Origin of the sequence: Streptomyces sp. NPDC005878 (assembly GCF_040629815.1) — a bacterium.
GTDB lineage: Bacteria > Actinomycetota > Actinomycetes > Streptomycetales > Streptomycetaceae > Streptomyces.
In genome coordinates, this window is the sequence record NZ_JBEXWK010000003.1 from 14334 (window position 1) to 34347 (window position 20014).

Annotated in this window: 15 protein-coding genes; 12 read left to right on the forward strand and 3 right to left on the reverse strand. The window is 73.8% G+C overall.

All coding sequences use genetic code 11. The features are described from left to right. Window positions 1-195: 195 nt before the first annotated feature. The 6 genes from ABZ404_RS06370 (at window position 196) to nudC (ending at window position 12075) form a co-directional block, all read left to right on the forward strand. A complete protein-coding gene (locus tag ABZ404_RS06370; RefSeq protein ID WP_358835883.1) occupies window positions 196-639 on the forward strand; it encodes an MGMT family protein in 444 nt (147 codons plus the stop codon). Between the two features lie 152 nt (window positions 640-791). After that, window positions 792-4604 (forward strand): ATP-dependent DNA helicase, encoded by a 3813-nt coding sequence (locus ABZ404_RS06375; protein ID WP_358990191.1) that lies wholly within the window; start codon window positions 792-794, stop codon window positions 4602-4604. Between the two features lie 83 nt (window positions 4605-4687). Next, window positions 4688-5584 (forward strand): hypothetical protein, encoded by an 897-nt coding sequence (locus tag ABZ404_RS06380; protein ID WP_358836172.1) that lies wholly within the window; start codon window positions 4688-4690, stop codon window positions 5582-5584. Between the two features lie 195 nt (window positions 5585-5779). After that, on the forward strand, window positions 5780-9598 hold the full coding sequence (locus tag ABZ404_RS06385; protein ID WP_358836173.1) for a UvrD-helicase domain-containing protein: 3819 nt from the start codon (window positions 5780-5782) through the stop codon (window positions 9596-9598). 10 nt (window positions 9599-9608) lie between these two features. Further along, window positions 9609-11027: a dipeptidase gene (locus tag ABZ404_RS06390; protein ID WP_358836174.1), complete on the forward strand. Its 1419-nt coding sequence runs from the start codon at window positions 9609-9611 to the stop codon at window positions 11025-11027. A gap of 76 nt (window positions 11028-11103) precedes the next feature. Further along, window positions 11104-12075 carry an NAD(+) diphosphatase gene (gene nudC, locus ABZ404_RS06395; protein WP_358836175.1) on the forward strand — a complete coding sequence of 324 codons (972 nt, stop codon included), beginning with the start codon at window positions 11104-11106 and terminating at the stop codon, window positions 12073-12075. A 96-nt stretch (window positions 12076-12171) separates the two neighbouring features. Here the strand turns inward: nudC and ABZ404_RS06400 are convergent, their stop codons facing one another. Beyond that, complete coding sequence (locus tag ABZ404_RS06400) at window positions 12172-12414, reverse strand: mycoredoxin (RefSeq protein WP_358836176.1); 243 nt, start codon at window positions 12412-12414, stop codon at window positions 12172-12174. A gap of 129 nt (window positions 12415-12543) precedes the next feature. On the opposite strand from ABZ404_RS06400, the gene ABZ404_RS06405 reads away from it, so the two are divergent. The 5 genes from ABZ404_RS06405 (at window position 12544) to ABZ404_RS06425 (ending at window position 16464) form a co-directional block, all read left to right on the forward strand. After that, the gene (locus ABZ404_RS06405) at window positions 12544-14787 is read left to right on the forward strand and encodes an ATP-dependent DNA helicase UvrD2 (RefSeq protein ID WP_358990193.1); all 2244 of its coding nucleotides are present in this window, start codon (window positions 12544-12546) and stop codon (window positions 14785-14787) included. A gap of 192 nt (window positions 14788-14979) precedes the next feature. Further along, window positions 14980-15309 (forward strand): hypothetical protein, encoded by a 330-nt coding sequence (locus ABZ404_RS06410; protein ID WP_358837515.1) that lies wholly within the window; start codon window positions 14980-14982, stop codon window positions 15307-15309. Between the two features lie 157 nt (window positions 15310-15466). Then, window positions 15467-15835: a WhiB family transcriptional regulator gene (locus tag ABZ404_RS06415; protein WP_358837513.1), complete on the forward strand. Its 369-nt coding sequence runs from the start codon at window positions 15467-15469 to the stop codon at window positions 15833-15835. Then, complete coding sequence (locus ABZ404_RS06420; RefSeq protein WP_358837512.1) at window positions 15832-16155, forward strand: hypothetical protein; 324 nt, start codon at window positions 15832-15834, stop codon at window positions 16153-16155. Before ABZ404_RS06415 ends, ABZ404_RS06420 begins: the two co-directional genes overlap by 4 nt. 123 nt (window positions 16156-16278) lie before the next feature. Then, entirely contained in the window at window positions 16279-16464 is a 186-nt protein-coding gene (locus ABZ404_RS06425) for a hypothetical protein (RefSeq protein WP_358837511.1), read from the forward strand. 57 nt (window positions 16465-16521) lie between these two features. Here ABZ404_RS06425 and ABZ404_RS06430 read toward each other — a convergent pair whose 3' ends face one another. Together ABZ404_RS06430 and ABZ404_RS06435 are read right to left on the reverse strand one after the other, a co-directional pair. Continuing rightward, the gene (locus ABZ404_RS06430; protein WP_358837510.1) at window positions 16522-17958 is read right to left on the reverse strand and encodes an AarF/ABC1/UbiB kinase family protein; all 1437 of its coding nucleotides are present in this window, start codon (window positions 17956-17958) and stop codon (window positions 16522-16524) included. After that, entirely contained in the window at window positions 17951-19171 is a 1221-nt protein-coding gene (locus ABZ404_RS06435) for a ThiF family adenylyltransferase (RefSeq protein ID WP_358990196.1), read from the reverse strand. The genes ABZ404_RS06430 and ABZ404_RS06435 overlap by 8 nt, the downstream gene beginning before the upstream one ends. A 237-nt stretch (window positions 19172-19408) precedes the next feature. Between ABZ404_RS06435 and ABZ404_RS06440 the strand changes: the two genes are divergently transcribed. Continuing rightward, window positions 19409-20005 (forward strand): M48 family metallopeptidase, encoded by a 597-nt coding sequence (locus tag ABZ404_RS06440; protein WP_358832412.1) that lies wholly within the window; start codon window positions 19409-19411, stop codon window positions 20003-20005. The last annotated feature ends 9 nt before the right edge of the window (window positions 20006-20014 follow it).

Below are 20014 nucleotides of genomic sequence, written 5' to 3' on the forward strand. Positions count from 1 at the left end.
TCTGGTCTTCGGTCTGCTCTTCGTGCTCTCGTATCACCGGTCACCGCCCGCATGATGGTGGCATGACCGGCCCCCGCCGGGAGGCATCAGGGTGCGCCGGGGGGACGTGCACCGCGCGGCGCGCGCCCGGCGGCCGCGGTGTGCGCGGTCGGCCGGAGCCCGCTTCCGGCCGCACTGTCGGTGGCGTACGGCAGGATGGACCGGGTGAGCGATGAGCTGCCGGAACTCCCGGAGTATGCCGAACGGGTGCTGGACGTCGCCGAGCAGATCCCGCCCGGCCGGGTGATGACGTACGGGGACGTCGCCGAATGGCTGGGCGAGGGCGGACCCCGCCAGGTCGGCCGCGTCATGGCGCTCTACGGCGGCGCCGCGCCCTGGTGGCGCGTGGTGCGCTCGGACGGCGCGCTGCTGCCCGGCCACGAGCTGCGTGCTCTTGGTCACTACCGGGAGGAGTCCACGCCGCTGCGCGAGGCGGGCCGCGCCGCCGAGGGGCATCTGCCGCGCCTCGACATGCGCCGCGCGCGCTGGGACGGCGGCGGGCGGGGCCCCGGGGGCCCTTCCGGGGATGCCGGGGACAGCGCGGGCACCGCGCGGACGGGCGCGGAACGCGAGGTCGGCGGCGAGGCGGCTCATATCTGACAGCTTCGGCCATCGGACGCCACCGGGGGCGGCCGCAGGCCCGTACGGATGACTCGCTGCGTGCCGGCCGCGCTTCGGCGTACCGTCGACAGTCGGCACGGCCCCCGTCCGCATCCTCATCACCAGCACACCCACCAGGACCGGCGATCCACGTGAGCTCCTCCTCCTCCACCGGGCGTACGACGTACCCCCAGGTACGACGGCGGTCCGCCGGCGCGTACCGACTGGTACGTACCCCGTTGAGGCCGGTGGACCCCCCTTTGCTGGACGCACGTCAGCGGGCGGTGGTTGACCACGCGCACGGGCCGCTGCTCGTCCTGGCCGGACCGGGCACCGGCAAGACCACCACGCTCGTCGAGGCGGTCGCCGCCCGGGTCGCCGCCGGGGCCGACCCCGAACGCATCCTCGTCCTCACCTTCAGCCGCAGGGCCGCGGTCGAGCTGCGCGACCGCATGGCGCTGCGGCTCGGCGGCGCGCGAGCCCCGCAGGCCACCACCTTCCACTCCTACTGCTACGCCCTGGTCCGCGCCCACCAGGACGCCGACCTGTTCGCGGAGCCGCTGCGGCTGCTGTCCGGCCCCGAGCAGGACGTGGCGGTACGCGACCTGCTGGCCGGGCAGCTCGGCCTGGAGCGCGAGGGGCTCGCCTCCGTGCGCTGGCCCGACGAGCTGCGCGCCTGTCTGACCACGCGCGGCTTCGCCGACGAGGTGCGCGCGGTGCTCGCCCGCAGCCGCGAGCTGGGCCTGGGGCCGCACGCGCTGGCCGACTTCGCCCGGCGCACCGGCCGCCCCGACTGGCGTGCGGCGGCCGCGTTCTTGGCCGAATATCTCGACGTCCTGGACCTCCAGGGCGTACTGGACTACGCGGAGCTGGTCCACCGGGCCGTCCTGCTCGCCGAGCGCGCCCCGTACTCCGGCACGTCGTCCCACGTCTCCTCCTCCGCCCCGCCGCACGGGCCCGCTCCGGCCGATGCGTACGACGCGGTGTTCGTCGACGAGTACCAGGACACCGACCCGGCTCAGGTCCGCCTGCTGCGGGCCCTCGCGGGCGGTGGCCGCACGCTGATCGCCTTCGGCGACCCGGACCAGTCGATCTACGCGTTCCGGGGCGCGGACGTCAACGGGATCCTCGACTTTCCGGACACGTTCCGGCGGGCGGGCGGCGCTCCGGCGCCGGTCGAGGTGCTGACGACGTCCCGCCGCTCCGGCGAGAAGCTGCTGGAGGCGACCCGGCTGCTGACCCGGCGGATGCCGATGCCGCGTCTGCCGTCCGAGAAGGTACGGGCCCACCGTGACCTCGCCCCGGTCCGCGCGGGCGGGCGCGTCGAGGCGTACACCTACCCGACGGCCTCCACGGAGCTGGAGAACATCGCGGACATCATCCGGCGCGCCCATCTGGAGGAGGGCGTTCCGTGGCACGACATCGCCGTCCTCACGCGCGCGGGCACCCGCGCCCTGCCGGCCCTGCGCCGCGCCCTGACGGCGGCGGGCGTTCCGGTGGAGGTGGACGGGATGGACATCCCCCTGCGCCACGAGCCCGCGGTGACACCCCTGCTGACGGCCCTGCGCGCGGTGGCGAGGGCGGCGCTGTCGGGGGCGGGGGAGGAGGAGCAGGAGTACGAGGGCGAGCAGGACGACGAGAGGGTGGTGCGGGGCGGGGGCGAGGGGCGTGACGGGGGTGAGGCGCGTGACGGGGCGTTCCCCGAGGATGACGCCTCCTCTGACGGTGACGCGTCCGTCGACGGCGACGCGATCTCTGCCGGCGAGGTGTCCTCTGGCGGCGACCTGTCCCCGGAGAGCGGCGCGTCCTTTGACGGTGACGTGTCCGTCGACGGCGACGCGATCTCTGTCGGCGAGGTGTCCTCTGGCGGCGACCTGTTCCCGGAGAGCGGCGCGTCCTTTGACGGTGACGCGTCCGCCGACGACGGCGGCGCGATCCCTGCCGGCGAGGTGTCCTCTGGCGGCGACCTGTCCCCGGAGAGCGACGTGCCCTCCGAAGGCGGCGCGTCCCCCGACGGTGACCCGTCCCCCGACGGCCACCCGGACGCCGCTCCCCCCGACGCCGCCCCCGCCTCCCATACCGCCCCGCCCTCCTGGCTCGACCCCGAGACCGCTCTCGATCTGCTCACCTCGCCCCTCGGGGGCATGGACAGCGCCGACATCCGTCGCCTCGGCCGGGCCCTGCGCGACGAGGAGCGGGCCGCCGGCACCCGGGTGCCGGCGCCCTCCGACGTCCTCCTCGCGCGCGTGCTCGCCGAGCCGGAGCGGCTGGTCGCGCACGACCCCGCGTACGCCCGGGGCGCGCAGCGTCTGAGCGCGCTGCTGCGCAAGGCGCGCGAACTCCTCCAAGGCGGTGGTACCGCGGCCGAGGCCCTGTGGGAGCTGTGGAGCGGCACGCCGTGGCCCCAGCGCCTCGAACGCGCCGCGCTGCGCCGCGGCACGGCGGGCCGCAACGCCCACCGCGACCTGGACGCCGTGTGCGCGCTGTTCGACACCGCGGCGCGCGCCGAGGAGCGCACCGGCGGCCGGGGCGCGCTCAACTTCCTGGAGGAGGTCGACGCCCAGGACATCGCCGCCGACACCCTCACCCGCCGCACCGTGCGCCCCGACGCCGTACGCCTCATGACCGCGCACCGCTCCAAGGGCCTGGAGTGGAGCCTGGTCGTCGTCGCGGGCGTCCAGGAAGGCCTCTGGCCCGATCTGCGCCGCCGCGGCTCGCTCCTGGAGGCCGACCGCATCGGCCGCGACGGTCTCGCCGAACCCCTCACCCCCGGCGCCCTTCTTGCCGAGGAGCGCCGCCTCTTCTACGTCGCCGCCACCCGCGCGCGCGACCGGCTCGTGGTGACGGCGGTCAAGGCCCCGGCCGACGACGGCGACCAGCCCTCCCGCTTCCTCTCCGAGCTGGGCGAGGAGCCGAAGGACGTCACCGGCAGGCCCCGGCGCCCGCTCGCCGTCGCCGCGCTGGTGGCGGAGCTGCGCGCGACCACCGTCGACCCCGAGGCGTCCGACGCGCTGCGGGACGCCGCCGCCCGCCGCCTCGCCCGCCTCGCCGCCCTCACCGACGACGAGGGCCAGCCGCTGGTGCCGGCGGCCCACCCGTACCGCTGGTGGGGATTGAACGAGCCGACGCGCTCCGCGGTTCCCCTGCGCGACCGCGATCACCCGGTCGTGCTCTCCGGCAGCGCGCTCGACCAGCTCGCCAACACCTGTGCGCTCCAGTGGTTCCTGGGCCGCGAGGTGAAGGCCGACGCGCCCGCGACGGCGGCCCAGGGCTTCGGCAACGTGGTGCACGTACTGGCCGACGAGGTCGCCTCCGGGCGTACGCCCGCCGATCTCGCCGTGCTGATGGAGCGGCTGGACTCGGTGTGGGACGCGTTGGCCTTCGACGCCCCCTGGAAGTCGGAGCAGGAGAAGAACAACGCGCGCGTGGCGCTGGAGCGGTTCCTGCGCTGGCACACCCTCGACCGGACGGGCCGCACCCCGGTGGCCACCGAGCACGACTTCGACGTGACGCTGGAGGCGGGCGAGTACGAGGTCCGTATCCGCGGCTCGATGGACCGCGTGGAGCAGGACGAGGCGGGCCGCGCCTACGTCGTCGACTTCAAGACCGGCAAGCAGGCGCCCACGGCGAGCGAGGTGGCGGCGCATCCGCAGCTGGCGGTCTACCAGCTGGCGGTCGAGCGGGGCGCGCTCGACGAGGTGTTCGCGGGTGAGCGCCCCGCGCCCGGCGGCGCCGAGCTGGTCCATCTGCGCCAGGCCGCCCCCAAGCGGGAGGGCGGCGAGGCGTACCCGAAGGTCCAGGCGCAGGAGCCGCTGGCGGGGGAGTGGGTCGGCGACCTCCTCGCCACCGCCGCGGGCCGCGTCCTGGACGAGCACTTCACCCCCAGCCCCGGCCAGCACTGCACGAACTGCACCTTCCGTACGTCGTGCTCCGCCCTGCCGGAGGGGCGGCAGGTGCTGGAGTGACGTTTTGGGCCAGGGGGCCGCTGTACTGACAGGGGCACCTCAATCGCTGATGTCTCCGGTTCACCAGCCTTGAGGAGAGACAGATGCGGGTCAGTCGGAACGCCCTGGTCGTCGCGGTGGTCGGGACGACCGCTGTCGCCGGTCTTGCCGGGTGCGGCACGGAGGGCGGCAACGGGGCCAAGGTCGCCTCCGTGGCCGCCAAGCCGTCCGTGACGGCCTCCCCGACACCCGCGGACCCGTTCGCGGGGATGACCGCCGACGCGATCGCCGAGAAGGCGGTCGGCGTGACGAAGGCGGCGAAGACCGTGAAGGTCGCCGGCGCGGGCGTCTCCGACGGCGTACACATGAGCCTGTCGGTCACCGTCACCCGGGTGGGTGACTGCTCCGGCAGCGTGCACGTCAAGAACGGCACGGCCCGGGTGCTCAAGGCCGACCCCAGGGCGTACTACATGCAGGGCGACGAGAAGTTCTACCGGGCCATGGCCAAGGAGGACGGCACGTCCAAGGAGGAGGCCGACGCCCTGGTCGAGCTCCTCAAGGGCCGCTGGGTGAAGATGCCGACGGAGGCGCCCTCGAAGTCCGGGAAGCGCCACGGCAAGAGCTCCGGCGACGACATGGGCCAGTTCTGCGTGCTCTCCGAGCTTGTCTCCGGCATGGACGACGACAAGGGCGACCGCACCGGGATGACCAAGGGCGCCGACACCGTCGTCGCCGGTGTGCCCGCCGTCACCCTCATCAAGAAGAAGAGCGACGGCTCCGCCGTGACGATGTACGTCGCCAAGCGGGGACCGGCGCATCTGCTGAAGGTCGCCGAGACGGGCGGCGACGAACCCGGCACCGTCACCTTCAGCGACTACGACAAGCCGGTGCGGATCATGGCACCGCCCGCTGACCAGGTCATGGACCTGGAGAAGCTCGGCATGAAGCCGGACGGCGGCACCGGATCCGGCTCCGAAGACACCGGCGGCCTGAAGGTCTGACGACCGACGGCCCGGTCGTCCGTCCCCTCCCGCACCCCGGCAGGGCCGCCCGCGCTCCCACCAGGGGGGCGGGGGCCTGGGGCGCGGGGAGTGTCACATCTGCCCCGCCGGGGCCGGGGATGGGGGAGCGTCACACCTGCCCGCCGGAAACCGGGGATGCGGGGAGTGTCACACCGGTCCCGGCGGGGACCGCCGTTGTCAGTGGTCCCCGTTAGCCTCTCTGGGGTGCCCATCCTCACCGACCCCGAGGAGCTCAAAGAGCTCCTCGGCATCCCGTTCACCCCGGAGCAGACGGCGTGCATCACCGCCCCGCCCGCCCCGCAGGTCGTCGTGGCTGGCGCCGGGTCCGGGAAGACCACCGTGATGGCGGCCCGGGTGGTCTGGCTGGTCGGCACCGGGCAGGTCGCCCCCGAGCAGGTCCTCGGCCTGACCTTCACCAACAAGGCCGCGGGCGAGCTCGCCGAGCGGGTGCGCACGGCCCTGGTCCGCGCGGGCATCACCGACCCCGACGCGATCGACCCGGACAACCCTCCGGGCGAGCCCCGCATCTCCACGTACCACGCGTTCGCCGGACAGCTCCTGACCGACCACGGCCTGCGCATAGGGCTCGAACCCACCTCCCGGCTGCTCGCGGACGCCACCCGCTACCAGCTCGCGGCCCGGGTGCTGCGCGAGGCCCCGGGGCCGTACCCGGCGCTGACCAAGTCCTTCGCCTCCCTCGTCAGCGATCTGCTGGCCCTGGACGCGGAGCTGGCCGAGCACCTCGTACGTCCCGAGGAGCTGCGGGCGTACGACCGGGAGCTGCTGCGGGACCTGGAAAGCGCGAAGCTCAGCAACGCCGATCTGCGCAAAGTGCCCGAAGCGGCCGAGGGCCGACTGGAACTCCTCGACCTCACCGAGCGTTACCGGGAGGCCAAGAAGTCCCGTGACCTGCTCGACTTCGGCGACCAGATCGCGCTCTCCGCCGAGCTCGCCCTCACCCGCCCCGAGGTCGGCCGGATCCTGCGCGACGAGTTCCGCGTCGTGCTGCTCGACGAGTACCAGGACACGTCGGTCGCCCAGCGCCGGCTGCTCGCCGCCCTGTTCGGCGGGGGGACCGGACACGCGGTGACCGCCGTGGGCGACCCCTGCCAGGCCATCTACGGCTGGCGCGGCGCCTCCGTCGCCAACCTCGACGACTTCCCCCGCCACTTCCCGTACGAGGACGGCCGCCCCGCCACCCGCCACTCGCTCAGCGAGAACCGCCGCAGCGGCGGCCGTCTGCTCGACCTCGCCAACTCCCTGGCCGCGCCGCTGCGCGCGATGCACGCCGGCGTGGAGGCACTGCGCCCCGCCCCCGGCGCCGAGCGCGACGGAGTGGTCCGCATCGCGCTGCTCGACACCCACCAGGAAGAGATCGACTGGCTCGCCGACTCCCTCGCCCACCTGGTGCGCACCGGCAAGGAGCCCGGCGAGATCGCCGTCCTGTGCCGGACCGCCGGTGACTTCCCGCAGATCCAGGGCGCGCTCGTGGCGCGCGACATCCCCGTCGAGGTCGTCGGCCTCTCCGGGCTGCTCCACCTGCCCGAGGTCGCCGACCTCGTGGCCGTGTGCGAGGTGCTCCAGGACCCGGGCGCCAACGCCTCCCTCGTACGGGTCCTCACCGGCCCGCGCTGGCGCATCGGCCCCCGCGACCTCGCCCTGCTGGGCCGTCGCGCCCGCCGTCTCGTCCGGCGGGAGAAGGCCGGGTCCGACGACCCCGACCAGCGGCTCGCGGACGCCGTGGAGGGCGTCGACCCGGCCGAGGTGATCTCGCTGGCGGACGCGCTCGACACCTTCCTGGAGGCGGGCGACGACGAGGACGACGGGCTGCCCTTCTCGGCCGAGGCGCGCGTGCGCTTCGCCCGGCTCGCCGCCGAGCTGCGCGATCTGCGCCGCTCGCTCGCGGACTCGCTCATGGACGTGCTCCACCGCGTACTGACCACCACCGGCCTGGAGGTCGAGCTCTCCGCCTCACCGCACGCCCTGGCCGCGCGCCGCCGCGAGACCCTCGGCAACTTCCTCGACATAGCGGCCGGTTTCGCGGCCCTGGACGGCGAGGCCTCGCTCCTGGCCTTCCTCGGCTTCCTGCGCACCGCCGCCCAGTACGAGAAGGGCCTGGACAACGCCCTGCCCGGCGGCGAGAACACGGTGAAGGTGCTCACCGCCCACAAGTCCAAGGGACTTGAGTGGGACGTGGTCGCCGTCCCCGGCCTGGTCAACGGGGTCTTCCCCTCCACCCAGTCGCGCGAGGCCTGGACGGCCCAGGCCAAGGTCCTCCCGCACGCCCTGCGCGGTGACGCCCCGACCCTCCCGGCCACTCCGGAGTGGGACGCCAAGGGCATCAAGGCATTCAAGGAGGAGCTGAAGGAGCACCAGCACACCGAGGAACTGCGCCTGGGCTACGTGACGTTCACCCGTCCCCGTACGCTGCTGCTCGGCTCGGGCCACTGGTGGGGACCGAGCCAGAAGAAGCCGCGGGGCCCGTCCGCGTTCCTGCACGCGCTGTACGCCCACTGCGAGGCGGGGCACGGCGAGATCGAGGCCTGGGCCGACGCCCCGGCCGAGGACGCGGAGAACCCGGCCCTGGGCGAGTCCGCCGCCACGCACGCGTGGCCGCTCCCGCTCGACCCCACCTCCCTGGCACGCCGACGGGCGGCGGCCGAGACGGTCCTGGCCCACCTGGACGCGGAGGGCGCGGAGGGCGCGGCGGGCACCGAAGAGCCGCACCACGCGCGCGAGAGTCGCCCCGAGGCGGACCTTCCGTACGTTCCGTACGAGGACGGGTTCGCCGACGACCCCTTCGACCTCGACCCGGCCTTCGGTCCCGCCTTCGGTCCCGCCTTCGATCCCGACTTCGGCCCTGACCTGGACCCCGGCTTCGATCCCCGTTTCGACGAGGACGGCCCCTTCCCTCCGGACGAGCCGCTGGACGAGCCGATGGACGGACCGGTGAACGGCGCGCGGGGCGAGCACCCGGAAGGGGCGGCGGCGGGGCGGGCCGCCGTGCCCCCGGACGCCTTCGGCGATCCCGACGCCCTCGACGACCTCGCCCTCCTCAAGGACGGCTGGGACTCCCTCCCCACCCAGCGCCCGGCCCCGGTGGACGGCCCGGCGGACAACGCCGCATCCCCTCGCCCCCACCCCGACGTCCCCGTCCAGCACACCCGCCCCGACGCTGACTCCCGCGACCACCGTCTCCTCACCCCCGAGGAGCGCCGGGCCATCGCCTCCTGGGACCGCGACCTGGAGACCCTCACCACCGAGCTGCGCCGCGCCCGCGCCACCAGCCACGAGGTGCCGGTGCCCGCCTCGCTCACCGCCTCGGACCTGCTGCGGCTCGCGGCGGACCCGGACGGCTTCGCCCAGGAGCTCGCCCGCCCGATGCCCAGGCCGCCGCAGCCCGCCGCCCGCCGCGGCACCCGCTTCCACGCCTGGGTGGAGTCCCGCTTCGAGGAGCTGCCGCTGCCCATGCTCGGCCCCGAGGAGGTCCCCGGCGGCGACGAGCGCGACGCGGACATCGCCGACGAACGCGACCTCGCGGCCCTCAAGGAAGCCTTCGAGCGCTCCCCGTACGCCCGGCGCACCCCGCTCCGCACCGAAGCGCCGGTCCAGGTCACGCTGGCGGGCCGGGTGGTCCGCGGCCGTATCGACGCGGTGTACCGGGGCGAGCGGCCGGACACGTACGAGATCGTCGACTGGAAGACCGGCCGCGGCGCCACCGGCGACCCGCTCCAGCTCGCCGTCTACCGCCTCGCCTGGGCCGAGCAGCACGGCATTCCCCTGGAGTCGGTCACCGCCGCTTTCCTCTACGTACGCACCGGGGAGACCGTCCGTCCCGCCCGCCTCCCGGGCCGCGCCGAACTGGAGCGCATCCTGCTGGGCGAGGGCCGCGGCGGGGCGGGGAGCGGCCACGCGCGCCAGGAGGCCGCCCTCGCGCGCGGGAGGGGCCCGGCCGGGACACCGGCGGACGAGCCACCACCGGCGGCCGGATAGGCTCCATGACATGAGCGAGACCCCGGACAGCGCCGTCCACACCGCAGCCGACGACGCGGTGCGCGCGTACATCGAGCAGCACCGCGCCGCCTTCCTCGACGACCTCGCCGAGTGGCTGCGGATCCCGTCCGTGTCGGCCCAGCCCGAGCACGACGGCGACGTACGGCGCAGCGCCGAGTGGCTGGCCGCCAAGCTTCGCGAGACCGGCTTCCCGGTCACCGAGGTCCTCGCGACCCCCGGCGCCCCGGCCGTCTACGCGGAGTGGCCCTCCGGCGACCCGGAGGCTCCCACCGTCCTGGTCTACGGCCACCACGACGTGCAGCCCGCCGCGCGCGAGGACGGCTGGCACACCGAGCCGTTCGAGCCCGAGCTGCGCGACGGACGGCTGTACGGACGGGGCGCGGCCGACGACAAGGGCCAGGTGTTCTTCCACACCCTGGGCGTACGGGCCCACCTCGCCGCCACCGGCCGCACCGCCCCCGCGGTCAACCTGAAGCTCCTGGTCGAGGGCGAGGAGGAGTCCGGCTCGCCGCACTTCCGCGCCCTCGTCGAGGCGCACGCCGACCGGTTCGCCGCCGACGCCGTGATCGTCTCCGACACCGGTATGTGGTCGGAGACGACGCCCACGGTGTGCACGGGCATGCGCGGCCTCGCCGAGTGCGAGATCCGGCTGTACGGACCGGACCAGGACATCCACTCCGGCTCCTTCGGCGGCGCCGTGCCCAACCCCGCCACCGCCGCCGCCCGGCTGGTCGCGGCGCTCCACGACGCCGACGAGCGGATCGCCGTGCCCGGCTTCTACGACGGTGTCGCCGAGCTCACGGACGCCGAGCGCGAACTCGTGGCCGAGCTGCCCTTCGACGAGGCCGAGTGGCTGCGTACAGCCAAGTCCCGCGCCGCCCACGGCGAGGCCGGATACTCGACCCTGGAGCGCGTCTGGGCCCGGCCGACCGCCGAGGTCAACGGCATCGGCGGGGGCTACCAGGGCCCGGGCGGCAAGACGGTCGTCCCTTCCTCGGCGATGGTGAAGCTGTCGTTCCGGCTGGTCGCCGGACAGGACCCGGACCGGATCGAGAAGCTCGTCACGGAGTGGGTCGCCACCCGGATCCCGGACGGCATCCGGCACGAGACCGTCTTCAGCGCCGGCACCCGCCCCTGTCTGACGCCGCTGGACCACCCGGCGCTGCGGTCGGTCGTGCGCTCCATGGAGCGCGCCTTCGGCCAGAAGGTCCGCTTCACGCGCGAGGGCGGCTCGGGCCCGGCCGCCGACCTCCAGGACGTGCTCGGCGCCCCGGTGCTCTTTCTGGGGATCTCCGTCCCGTCCGACGGCTGGCACGCGCCCAACGAGAAGGTCGAGGTCGACCTCCTCCTCAAGGGCGTCGAGACCACCGCCCACCTGTGGGGCGACCTCGCCGCCGTACGGCTGTGAGCGGCCGCGCGCCCCGCGCCGCCACCGCCGAACGAACACCGCTGAACCCATCCACCCGGGGGAGTTGGAAGCACCTGTGAGCACCACCAGCACCACCAGCAGTGACGCCGCCGCGGACCGGCCGATCGGCCTCACCACGCCCATCAGCCTCACCGAGGCCAGCGGCATCGACCGCGCGGCCCACCACCGCCTGGACGAGGCCTGGCTGGCGGCCGCCTGGAGCCACCCGACGACCAGGGTCTTCGTGGTCTCCGGCGGACAGGTCCTGATCGACGACACCGCCGACGGCCGTACGGAACTGGTGATGACCCCGGCCTTCGAGGCCCCCGTCACCGAGACCCACCGCTACTTCCTGGGCACCGACGACGACGGCGTCAGCTACTTCGCGCTCCAGAAGGACTCCCTGCCGGGCCGTATGGACCAGTCCGCGCGCGCGGCGGGCCTGCGCGAGGCCGGACTGCTCCTGTCGCCCCGGGACACGGGCCTGATGGTCCACGCGGTCGCCCTGGAGAACTGGCAGCGGCTGCACCGCTTCTGCTCCCGCTGCGGCGAGCGCACGGTCATCGCCGCCGCCGGCCACATCCGCCGCTGCCAGGCGTGCGGCGCCGAGCACTACCCGCGCACCGACCCGGCCGTGATCATGCTGGTCACGGACGAGCAGGACCGCGCGCTGCTCGGCCGCCAGGTGCACTGGCCGGAGGGCCGCTTCTCGACGCTGGCGGGCTTCGTCGAACCGGGCGAGTCCATCGAGCAGTCGGTGCGCCGCGAGGTCTTCGAGGAGGCGGGCGTCACGGTCGGCGAGGTCGAGTACGTCGCCAGCCAGCCCTGGCCCTTCCCCTCCAGCCTGATGCTCGGCTTCATGGCGCACGCCACCTCGTCCGAGATCAACGTGGACGGCGAGGAGATCCACGAGGCCCGCTGGTTCTCCCGCGAGGACCTGCGCGCCGCCTTCGAGTCCGGCGAGGTCCTGCCGCCCTACGGCATCTCCATCGCGGCCCGTCTCATCGAGCTCTGGTACGGCAAGCCGCTGCCCCGCCCCACGCACTGAGCCCCGGCCCGGAGCCACGGCCCCGGGCACGCGAAAGGCCCCCACCTCGGCGGTGGGGGCCTCGCTACGCGCGCGTGGCGGACAAGCGCCCGCGGCTCAGACGCCGATCTTCTGCTTGACCTGGGCGAGCGAGGGGTTCGTGAGGGTCGAGCCGTCGGGGAAGAGCACGGTCGGAACCGTCTGGTTGCCCCCGTTGGCCTTCTCGACGAAGGCCGCCGACTCCGGGTCCTGCTCGATGTTGATCTCGTTGTACGTGATGCCCTCGCGGTCCATCTGGCTCTTCAGCCGGCGGCAGTAGCCGCACCACGTGGTGCTGTACATCGTCACAGTGCCCGGCATGCTCTCGCACTCCTCATGTTCGGCCCGATTGCTCGGTGCGGCTGGTGGCTCGGCTGTTCGGCCTGGCGGGTGAACGCCACGGGATGGAACGTACGCGACGGCGTCACCATTCCCGAGCCGGTACGACTAATGCCGCCCCCTGTGGACAACGCGTCCCGTGGGCCTCCTCCGACCTGGCAGCATGGCGGGGTGACATCAGCAACGCACTCCTCTCTCTTCCCCCAGGTCCCCGAGTCGGCGGACGCGGTGCTCGACGGCCTCGACCCCGAGCAGCGCGAGGTCGCGACGGCCCTGCACGGGCCGGTGTGCGTGCTGGCCGGCGCGGGGACGGGCAAGACCCGCGCGATCACCCACCGGATCGCGTACGGGGTGCGGGCCGGGATCCTGCAACCGAGCAGTGTGCTGGCCGTCACGTTCACCAACCGCGCCGCGGGCGAGATGCGGGGCCGGCTGCGCCAGCTCGGCGCCGGCGGCGTCCAGGCCCGCACCTTCCACTCGGCCGCCCTGCGCCAGCTCCAGTACTTCTGGCCCAAGGCGGTCGGCGGGGAGCTGCCCCGCCTGGTCGAGCGCAAGGTCCAGCTGGTCGCGGAGGCGGGAGCGCGCTGCCGGCTCAGGCTGGACCGGGGCGAGCTGCGGGACGTCACGAGCGAGATCGAGTGGGCGAAGGTCACCCAGACCGTCCCCGCCGACTACCCGGCCGCGGTCGCCAAGTCCCTGCGCGACGCCCCGCGCGACCCGGCGGAGATCTCCCAGATCTACGGGACGTACGAGGAGCTCAAGCGCGACCGGGGAATGATCGACTTCGAGGACGTGCTGCTGCTCACCGTGGGCGTCCTCCAGGACCGGCACGACATCGCCGAGCAGATCCGCGCCCAGTACCAGCACTTCGTGGTCGACGAGTACCAGGACGTCAGCCCCCTCCAGCAGCGCCTGCTGGAGCTGTGGCTCGGCGACCGGGACAACCTCTGTGTCGTGGGCGACGCCAGCCAGACGATCTACTCGTTCACCGGCGCCACCCCCGACCACCTGCTGAACTTCCGCACCCGCCATCCGCACGCGACGGTCGTCAAGCTGGTCCGGGACTACCGGTCGACCCCCCAGGTGGTGCACCTCGCCAACGGCCTGCTCGCCCAGGCGCGCGGCCGGGCCGCCGAGCACCGCCTGGAACTGGTCTCCCAGCGCGAGCCGGGCCCCGAGCCGCTCTACACGGAGTACGGGGACGAGCCCGCCGAGGCCGAGGGCGTCGCCCGCCGCATCCGCGACCTCATCGCCTCCGGGGTCTCGGCCGGCGAGATCGCCGTGCTCTACCGGATCAACGCCCAGTCGGAGATCTACGAGCAGGCCCTCGCGGACGCGGGCGTGCCCTACCAGCTGCGCGGCGCCGAGCGCTTCTTCGAGCGGCCCGAGGTCAGGGAGGCCGGTGTCGCCCTGCGCGGCGCGGCCCGGGCGGGGGGCAACGACTCCCTCCTCGACGACGCCGTGGACCTGCCGTCCCAGGTGCGGGCCGTCCTCGGCACCAAGGGCTGGACCGACGCGCCCCCGGCGGGCTCCGGCGCGGTCCGCGACCGCTGGGAGTCGCTGGCGGCGCTGGTCCGGCTGGCGGAGGACTTCGCGCGTGCCAAGGCCAAAGCGACGCTCTCCGACCTCGTGGCCGAGCTCGACGAGCGCGCGGCGGCGCAGCACGCGCCGACGGTCGAGGGCGTCACCCTCGCCTCGCTGCACGCGGCGAAGGGCCTGGAGTGGGACGCCGTCTTCCTGGTCGGCCTCACCGAAGGCATGATGCCGATCACATATGCGAAGACCGACGAACAGGTCGAGGAGGAGCGCCGCCTGCTGTACGTGGGCGTCACCCGGGCCCGGGCGCACCTGGCCCTGTCGTGGTCGCTCTCCCGCTCTCCCGGAGGCCGGCCGTCGCGCAGGCCCAGCCGCTTCCTGAACGGCCTGCGGCCCGGCTCCGCCGCCGTCGGCGCCCGCTCCGCCCCGGCGGCCTCCGCCGGCGGGGTCGAGCGCGGCGCCGCCCGCAGACGCACCCGGCGCGGCCCGGTCCTGTGCCGGGTGTGCGGCAAGACGCTCACCGAGGCCGGCGAGATGAAGCTGATGCGCTGCGAGGACTGCCCCTCCGACATGGACGAGGGTCTGTATGAGCGCCTGCGCGACTGGCGGGCGGGGCAGGCGAGCCTGCTCGGGCAGCCGCCCTACTGCGTCTTCACCGACAAGACCCTGATGGCGATCGCGGAGGCCGTGCCGTCCAGCGGCGGCGAGCTCGCGGTGATCTCGGGCGTCGGCGCCCGCAAGCTGGACCGCTTCGGCGCCGATGTCCTGGCCATCTGCGCTGGTCAAGAGGTTGGTGGGAGCGAGGACGGGCCGTCGTGAAAACTCGTGGGAAAAATAGTTTGCGCCCGCCCGGGGAAGCCCCATAGGTTCTTAACCACGGAAACAGCGGCTTCTCAGAGGCCCTGCGTCCGTGCTCTACTTGCTGTACTTATCCGAATACGCATGGGATCAGGGCCCCCGGGCCCCAGCTCCCCGAGACGCCGAGAGGAGGCGAGACCAGTGACCAGCTTCATGAACTTCACCAGCATCAGCACCACCAAAATGACCGATCGCTCGGTCGTCGCCACCTGCCCGCTCGGCTCCTCGTTCCAGGGCACCGGTCTGTCCACCGGTGTCTCCGGTCTGCTCGGCCTCTCGGTCGTCATTCCGTCCTCCCTGGCGAGCTTCCCCGTGCGGACCGGCAATGAGCGACCGACCCAGGCACCGGAAGCAGTGGTGGCGAAGGGACAGGCCCAGGCCTATGCCTTTGCGGCTGCCGGTGCCGGAGCCGAGAAGCAGACGACGCAGCACCACACCATGTGGGCCTTCCGTGGGCTCGAACCCTGGAGCGATCCAGCCTGATCCAGGATCAGGCAGGCGCCTTCAGGGCCGCGGAACCCCACCAGGGATCCGCGGCCCTTCTGTTTGCCCTGAACAGGGAGAACAGCGCGAGGGTCTCGGTACCAGCCGAAACCCGGCCGACCGGCCGGACCGACAACAAGACGAGGAAGAAAACACCGTGCAACTCGAAGCGCACGCCCCGTCCGTACCGCCCGCCCAGACGATCCCCCCGCCCGGTCTCACGGAGGACCCCGCCTTGACTCCCCTCACCGCGCTCACCGCGCTCGACGACGCCATCGAGAACCTCGGCGTACCCGTCCCCTGCCGCTCGTACGACCCGGAGGTCTTCTTCGCCGAGTCCCCGGCCGATGTCGAGTACGCCAAGTCCCTCTGCCGTACCTGCCCGCTGGTCGAGGCCTGCCTCGCCGGAGCCAAGGAGCGGCGCGAGCCGTGGGGCGTCTGGGGCGGCGAGCTCTTCGTCCAGGGCGTGGTCGTGGCCCGCAAGCGGCCCCGCGGCCGCCCGCGCAAGAACCCGGTCTCCGCATGAACCGCCCGGGAACCATCGACCGCCCCCTCACGAACGACCCCCAGAAGCAGGCCCCGATGACGACGTCCACCAGCGAGCCCAAGGGCTCCGCGACCCCAGACTTCACCACCACCGGCGCGAACGCCTCGCGTCAGAACAGGACCCTCGAAATGCAACTCATGCCAGAAGCCCTCGCCCGTGCCCATATGCACGAGCGCATGCGCGAGGCCGAGGCCGAGCGGCAGGCCATGCGCCTGATCGCCGCCCGGCGGATGCAGCGCCGCGCCGAGCGCGTGTCGATGCGTGCCCGCCGCGCCCTGGCCATGGCCGTCATGCAGTGACGACCGCACCGCCAGACCGCGTGTGAAGTGACGAATCAGCCCCCCCCGGGGGCCGGTCCGAACGGACCGGCCCCCGCGGTGCGTTGTGCCCGCAACCCCCGGCCGTGGCGGTATCGTCACGAAATGGACGACCCGACTCAGCCGACTGCCGAGACCGTTGTGTGCTCGCGCTGCGGCACCCCCGCCGAGAGCACTCCGCCCACGTGGACCTACTCCGTGGAGAACGGCCACCGTCTCTACTTCTGCGACGCCTGTGCGCGCGCCAACATCCGGGCGATCGAGAGCAGACTCGACTCCGTGTGGTGGTGACCGGCGGGGGGGGCCGCCCCCCCGTCCCCCGCCCCCCCCGCCCCACCACCCCTGGCCTCACGCCCCCGCGGGCTGCTCGTCCACCTCGTTCTCCGGCTCCTCGGCCCCCAGGGTCTCCCCGGGCTCCATGGCAGCCGGCGTTCCCGGCCCGACGGGCTCCTCGTCCCCGGGCAGGAACCCGGGCACCCACCGCTCCAGCTCGTCCCGCAGCCGGACCGTCGCGGCCAGCTGGCACAGCACCCCGATGGTGGAGAGCGTCACCCGGTGTATCAGCAGATACGCGGGCGGCAGGTTGAGCTGCTTGCCCAACTGGTGCGCGGGGGAGCGCGGGTCCGCTATCCGCGCCGCCTGCCCGCGCATCCAGGCGCGCGTGAAGGTGAACTCCTCCGCCTGCGCGGGCTCGATGATCGGCAGCAGATAGTCCAGGACGGCATCCGGGTCGAGGTCTATGGTCTCCTTCACGAAGCCCTCCTCGCACAGCAGCGCGTAGACCGCTTCCGCGTTGCCGTCGAGCGTCATCCGCAGCGATTCGCCGATCGTGCGGGGCAGCCCGCCCGGCAGCCGGTCCACCGTCCCGAAGTCCAGCACGCCGAGGCGCCAGGGGCCGTCCTCCTTCTCCGGCGGCAGCAGCCGGAAGTTGCCCGGATGGGGATCCGCGTGCAGCAGCCCGGTCCGCGCCGGACCCGAGAAGAGGAACCGCGCCAGCAGCTGGCCGGCCCGGTCGCGCTGCTCCTCCGTACCGTCCGTGATCACCTCGGACAGCGGGGTGCCGTCGATCCACTCGGTCACCAGGACCTGGTCGCGCTGGTGCACCACATCGGGCACCACCACATCGGGGTCGTCGGCGAACTCCGCCGCGTGCGCCCGCTGGGCCCGTGCCTCCAGCTCGTAGTCCAGCTCCTCCGAGACCCGGTCGCGCAGCTCCGAGATGAGCGGCTTGATGTCCATACCGGGGATCAGCGGCCCGAGCAGCCGCGCGAACCGGCTGAGCTGCGTCAGATCGGAGAGCAGCGCCTCCCCGGCGCCCGGGTACTGCACCTTGACCGCCACGTCGCGTCCGTCGTGCCAGACGGCCCGGTGCACCTGCCCGATGGAGGCCGCGGCGGCGGGCTTCTCGTCGAACTCAAGGAACAGCTCGCGCCACTCCTCGCCGAGCCGCTCCGCGAGCACCGTGTGCACGGTCCGGGTCGGCATGGGCGGGGCCGCCTCCTGGAGCTTGGTCAGCGCGGCCCGGTAGGGCCCGGCGACCTCCTCGGGCAGCGCCGACTCGAAGACGGACATGGCCTGCCCGAACTTCATAGCCCCGCCCTTGAGTTCCCCCAGGACCTTGAAGAGCTGCTCGGCGGTGCGCTGCTGGAGCTCGCGGCCCACGATCTCGGCGGACTTGCCGCCGATCCGCTTGCCCAGGCCCCAGGTGGCACGTCCGGCGAAACCAAGTGGCAGCGCGGCCAACTTGGCGGTCCGGGTGACCGCCTTCCGGGGAAGATCAGACATGCGCCCCTCCAATTCCCAGCCGGCCGTGCCGCGCGCCTCGCGGCAGTGCGTCGTCGACAGCGGATACCGGGGCCATTGTGTCCTGCGTCCGGGCGCCCCCGGAGGTGTCCTCCCTCTCACTGTCGCCGGCGGCGCCGCAGGGACAGTCGAGCCGGGCCGCCAGACGCCGCGGCCGCCAGTCGAGCGTGGGCAGTGACGCCTCCCACCGCGTGCCCGTGCTCGCCGGGAGGTCGCCGTCGAGGAAGGCCAGCGCGTGCGCCGCGGCCAGGCCCGCCACGGCGGTCGCGAGCGAGAGGTCACAGGCGGGGACCGCGACCCGGCGGCGGCCCGAACGCCACTGCGCCAGCATCCGGGGCCAGCCGGGATCGCGCTCGGCCCGCTCCAGCGCCAGACAGCCCGCGCACCCGGTGCCGCCGGGCAGGACCAGCGGCCCCACCAGCCCGGTGGTCTCCAGGACTCCCGCGTACAGATGCGGGACGCCCGCCGCCACCCACTCGGCGCCGGTCACCGGATCCGGCGCGTACACATCGAGGCCGTCCCGGGGGGCCACCACGATCAGTGACAGCCCTGTCGGCTCGTCGGCCTCGCCCGCCCGGGGCGGACGGGCCGGGGCCGCGCCCCGGACGAGCTGCCGGGCCGCCGGGCCCCGGCGCTCACCGACGGCCCGGCCGGGCAGCCCGCCGGGCGCCACGTCCCAGGGCCGCACCGTCCCGCCGTCCAGCACCTCCACCCGCCCGACCCCCGACGCGGCCAGCACCGAGGCGATCGTCGCGCCGACCCGCCCGGCGCCCCGCACCTGCACCCGCAGGGACCGGCGGGCCGCCAAGCGCCGGGCGCCGGCGCCCGGTTCGGGGTGGACCAGGCAGAGCGAGGCCAGGTCGGGCCTGGTCCGGTCGGACGCCTCGGTCCGCCCCCGCGAAGCCCGCGCGGCGGGGCCGCCTGCCGTGGCGTCGTCGACCACCCCGGCCTCGGTCAACCTCCGCACCAGGGCGTCCACTTGGCCGGGCGAGAGGCCCACCGCCCGCGCCTCCTCGTACAGCAGCGGCAGGCCGCGGGTGCCGTCCAGGAGCTCCAGGAAGCTCCCGGTCGCCGTGTCCACCGGCGAGAGCACCACGGCCCGTGCCGGAGTCACCCCGAACTGCACGGTCTGCCGGTCCCGCCATGCCCGGCGCAGCGCCGGTTTCAGCATGGGGTGGGCGTCCATCGGATGCATGTCGATCCCCCGTCGTTCCGCGTGTGCGCGGCCGGGCGCGGGCCATGTGGTCGCCGCCCGCCCGGTCACGTCCCGTCCTGCGATCCGTTGCCAGAATGCCCGGTGCGGCGGACGCGTGCGGAAAGTTGTCCACAGGCGCGGGCGTTAGTCGTACTAATGGTGCAAGCGCCGAATGGATCATGGGCGAACCCTTCCGGAGGCGGGACTTCCCCCACTGACAGCGGGTAACGTCGGGGCGTGCCCGCCGACCCACTGCAGAGTGCCGGAAGCCCGCCCCGCAGTCCGACAAGTCCGCCGCCCCGCGGTCATGCGACGAGCGCGGTCGAGGTGCGCAGAAGCGCCCGGCGCAGCAGGACGGTCAGCGCCTACCGCGAGGGCGACCGCACCATCGTGCTGATCCCGGCCCGGATGTCCGAGGCCGAGGAGCAGCGCTGGGTGAGCGTGATGCTCGACAAGCTCGCCGCCCAGGAGAGCAAGCGGATGCTGGGCGACGCGGAGCTCACCGAGCGTGCCGAGCGCCTGTCCGACCTGTACTTCGAGGGCCGCGCGCGTCCCGCCTCGGTGCGCTGGGTGACCAACCAGAACACCCGCTGGGGCTCGTGCACCCCGGCCGAGGGCAGTATCCGGCTCTCGCACCGGCTCCAGGGCATGCCCGAGTACGTCGTGGACTACGTCCTGGTCCACGAGCTGGCGCACCTGCTGGTGCCGGGCCACGGACCGCGCTTCTGGCGGCTGCTGGAGGCCTATCCCCGTACGGAACGCGCGCGGGGATACCTCGAAGGGGTGGTGGCCGCGGAGCGGCTGCCGCATCTGCCCGCCGCTCGCGGGGAGTGATCTCGGCGA

Bases quoted from the DNA above. Each gene is read 5' to 3' on its own strand.
- ABZ404_RS06370 (WP_358835883.1), top strand. From the start codon at position 196: ATGGACCGGGTGAGCGATGAGCTGCCGGAACTCCCGGAGTATGCCGAA.
- ABZ404_RS06380 (WP_358836172.1), top strand. From the start codon at position 4,688: ATGCGGGTCAGTCGGAACGCCCTGGTCGTCGCGGTGGTCGGGACGACC.
- ABZ404_RS06390 (WP_358836174.1), top strand. From the start codon at position 9,609: ATGAGCGAGACCCCGGACAGCGCCGTCCACACCGCAGCCGACGACGCG.
- ABZ404_RS06400 (WP_358836176.1), bottom strand. From the start codon at position 12,414: ATGCCGGGCACTGTGACGATGTACAGCACCACGTGGTGCGGCTACTGC.
- ABZ404_RS06405 (WP_358990193.1), top strand. From the start codon at position 12,544: ATGCCGCCCCCTGTGGACAACGCGTCCCGTGGGCCTCCTCCGACCTGG.
- ABZ404_RS06410 (WP_358837515.1), top strand. From the start codon at position 14,980: ATGAACTTCACCAGCATCAGCACCACCAAAATGACCGATCGCTCGGTC.
- ABZ404_RS06420 (WP_358837512.1), top strand. From the start codon at position 15,832: ATGAACCGCCCGGGAACCATCGACCGCCCCCTCACGAACGACCCCCAG.
- ABZ404_RS06425 (WP_358837511.1), top strand. From the start codon at position 16,279: ATGGACGACCCGACTCAGCCGACTGCCGAGACCGTTGTGTGCTCGCGC.
- ABZ404_RS06430 (WP_358837510.1), bottom strand. From the start codon at position 17,958: ATGTCTGATCTTCCCCGGAAGGCGGTCACCCGGACCGCCAAGTTGGCC.
- ABZ404_RS06435 (WP_358990196.1), bottom strand. From the start codon at position 19,171: ATGCATCCGATGGACGCCCACCCCATGCTGAAACCGGCGCTGCGCCGG.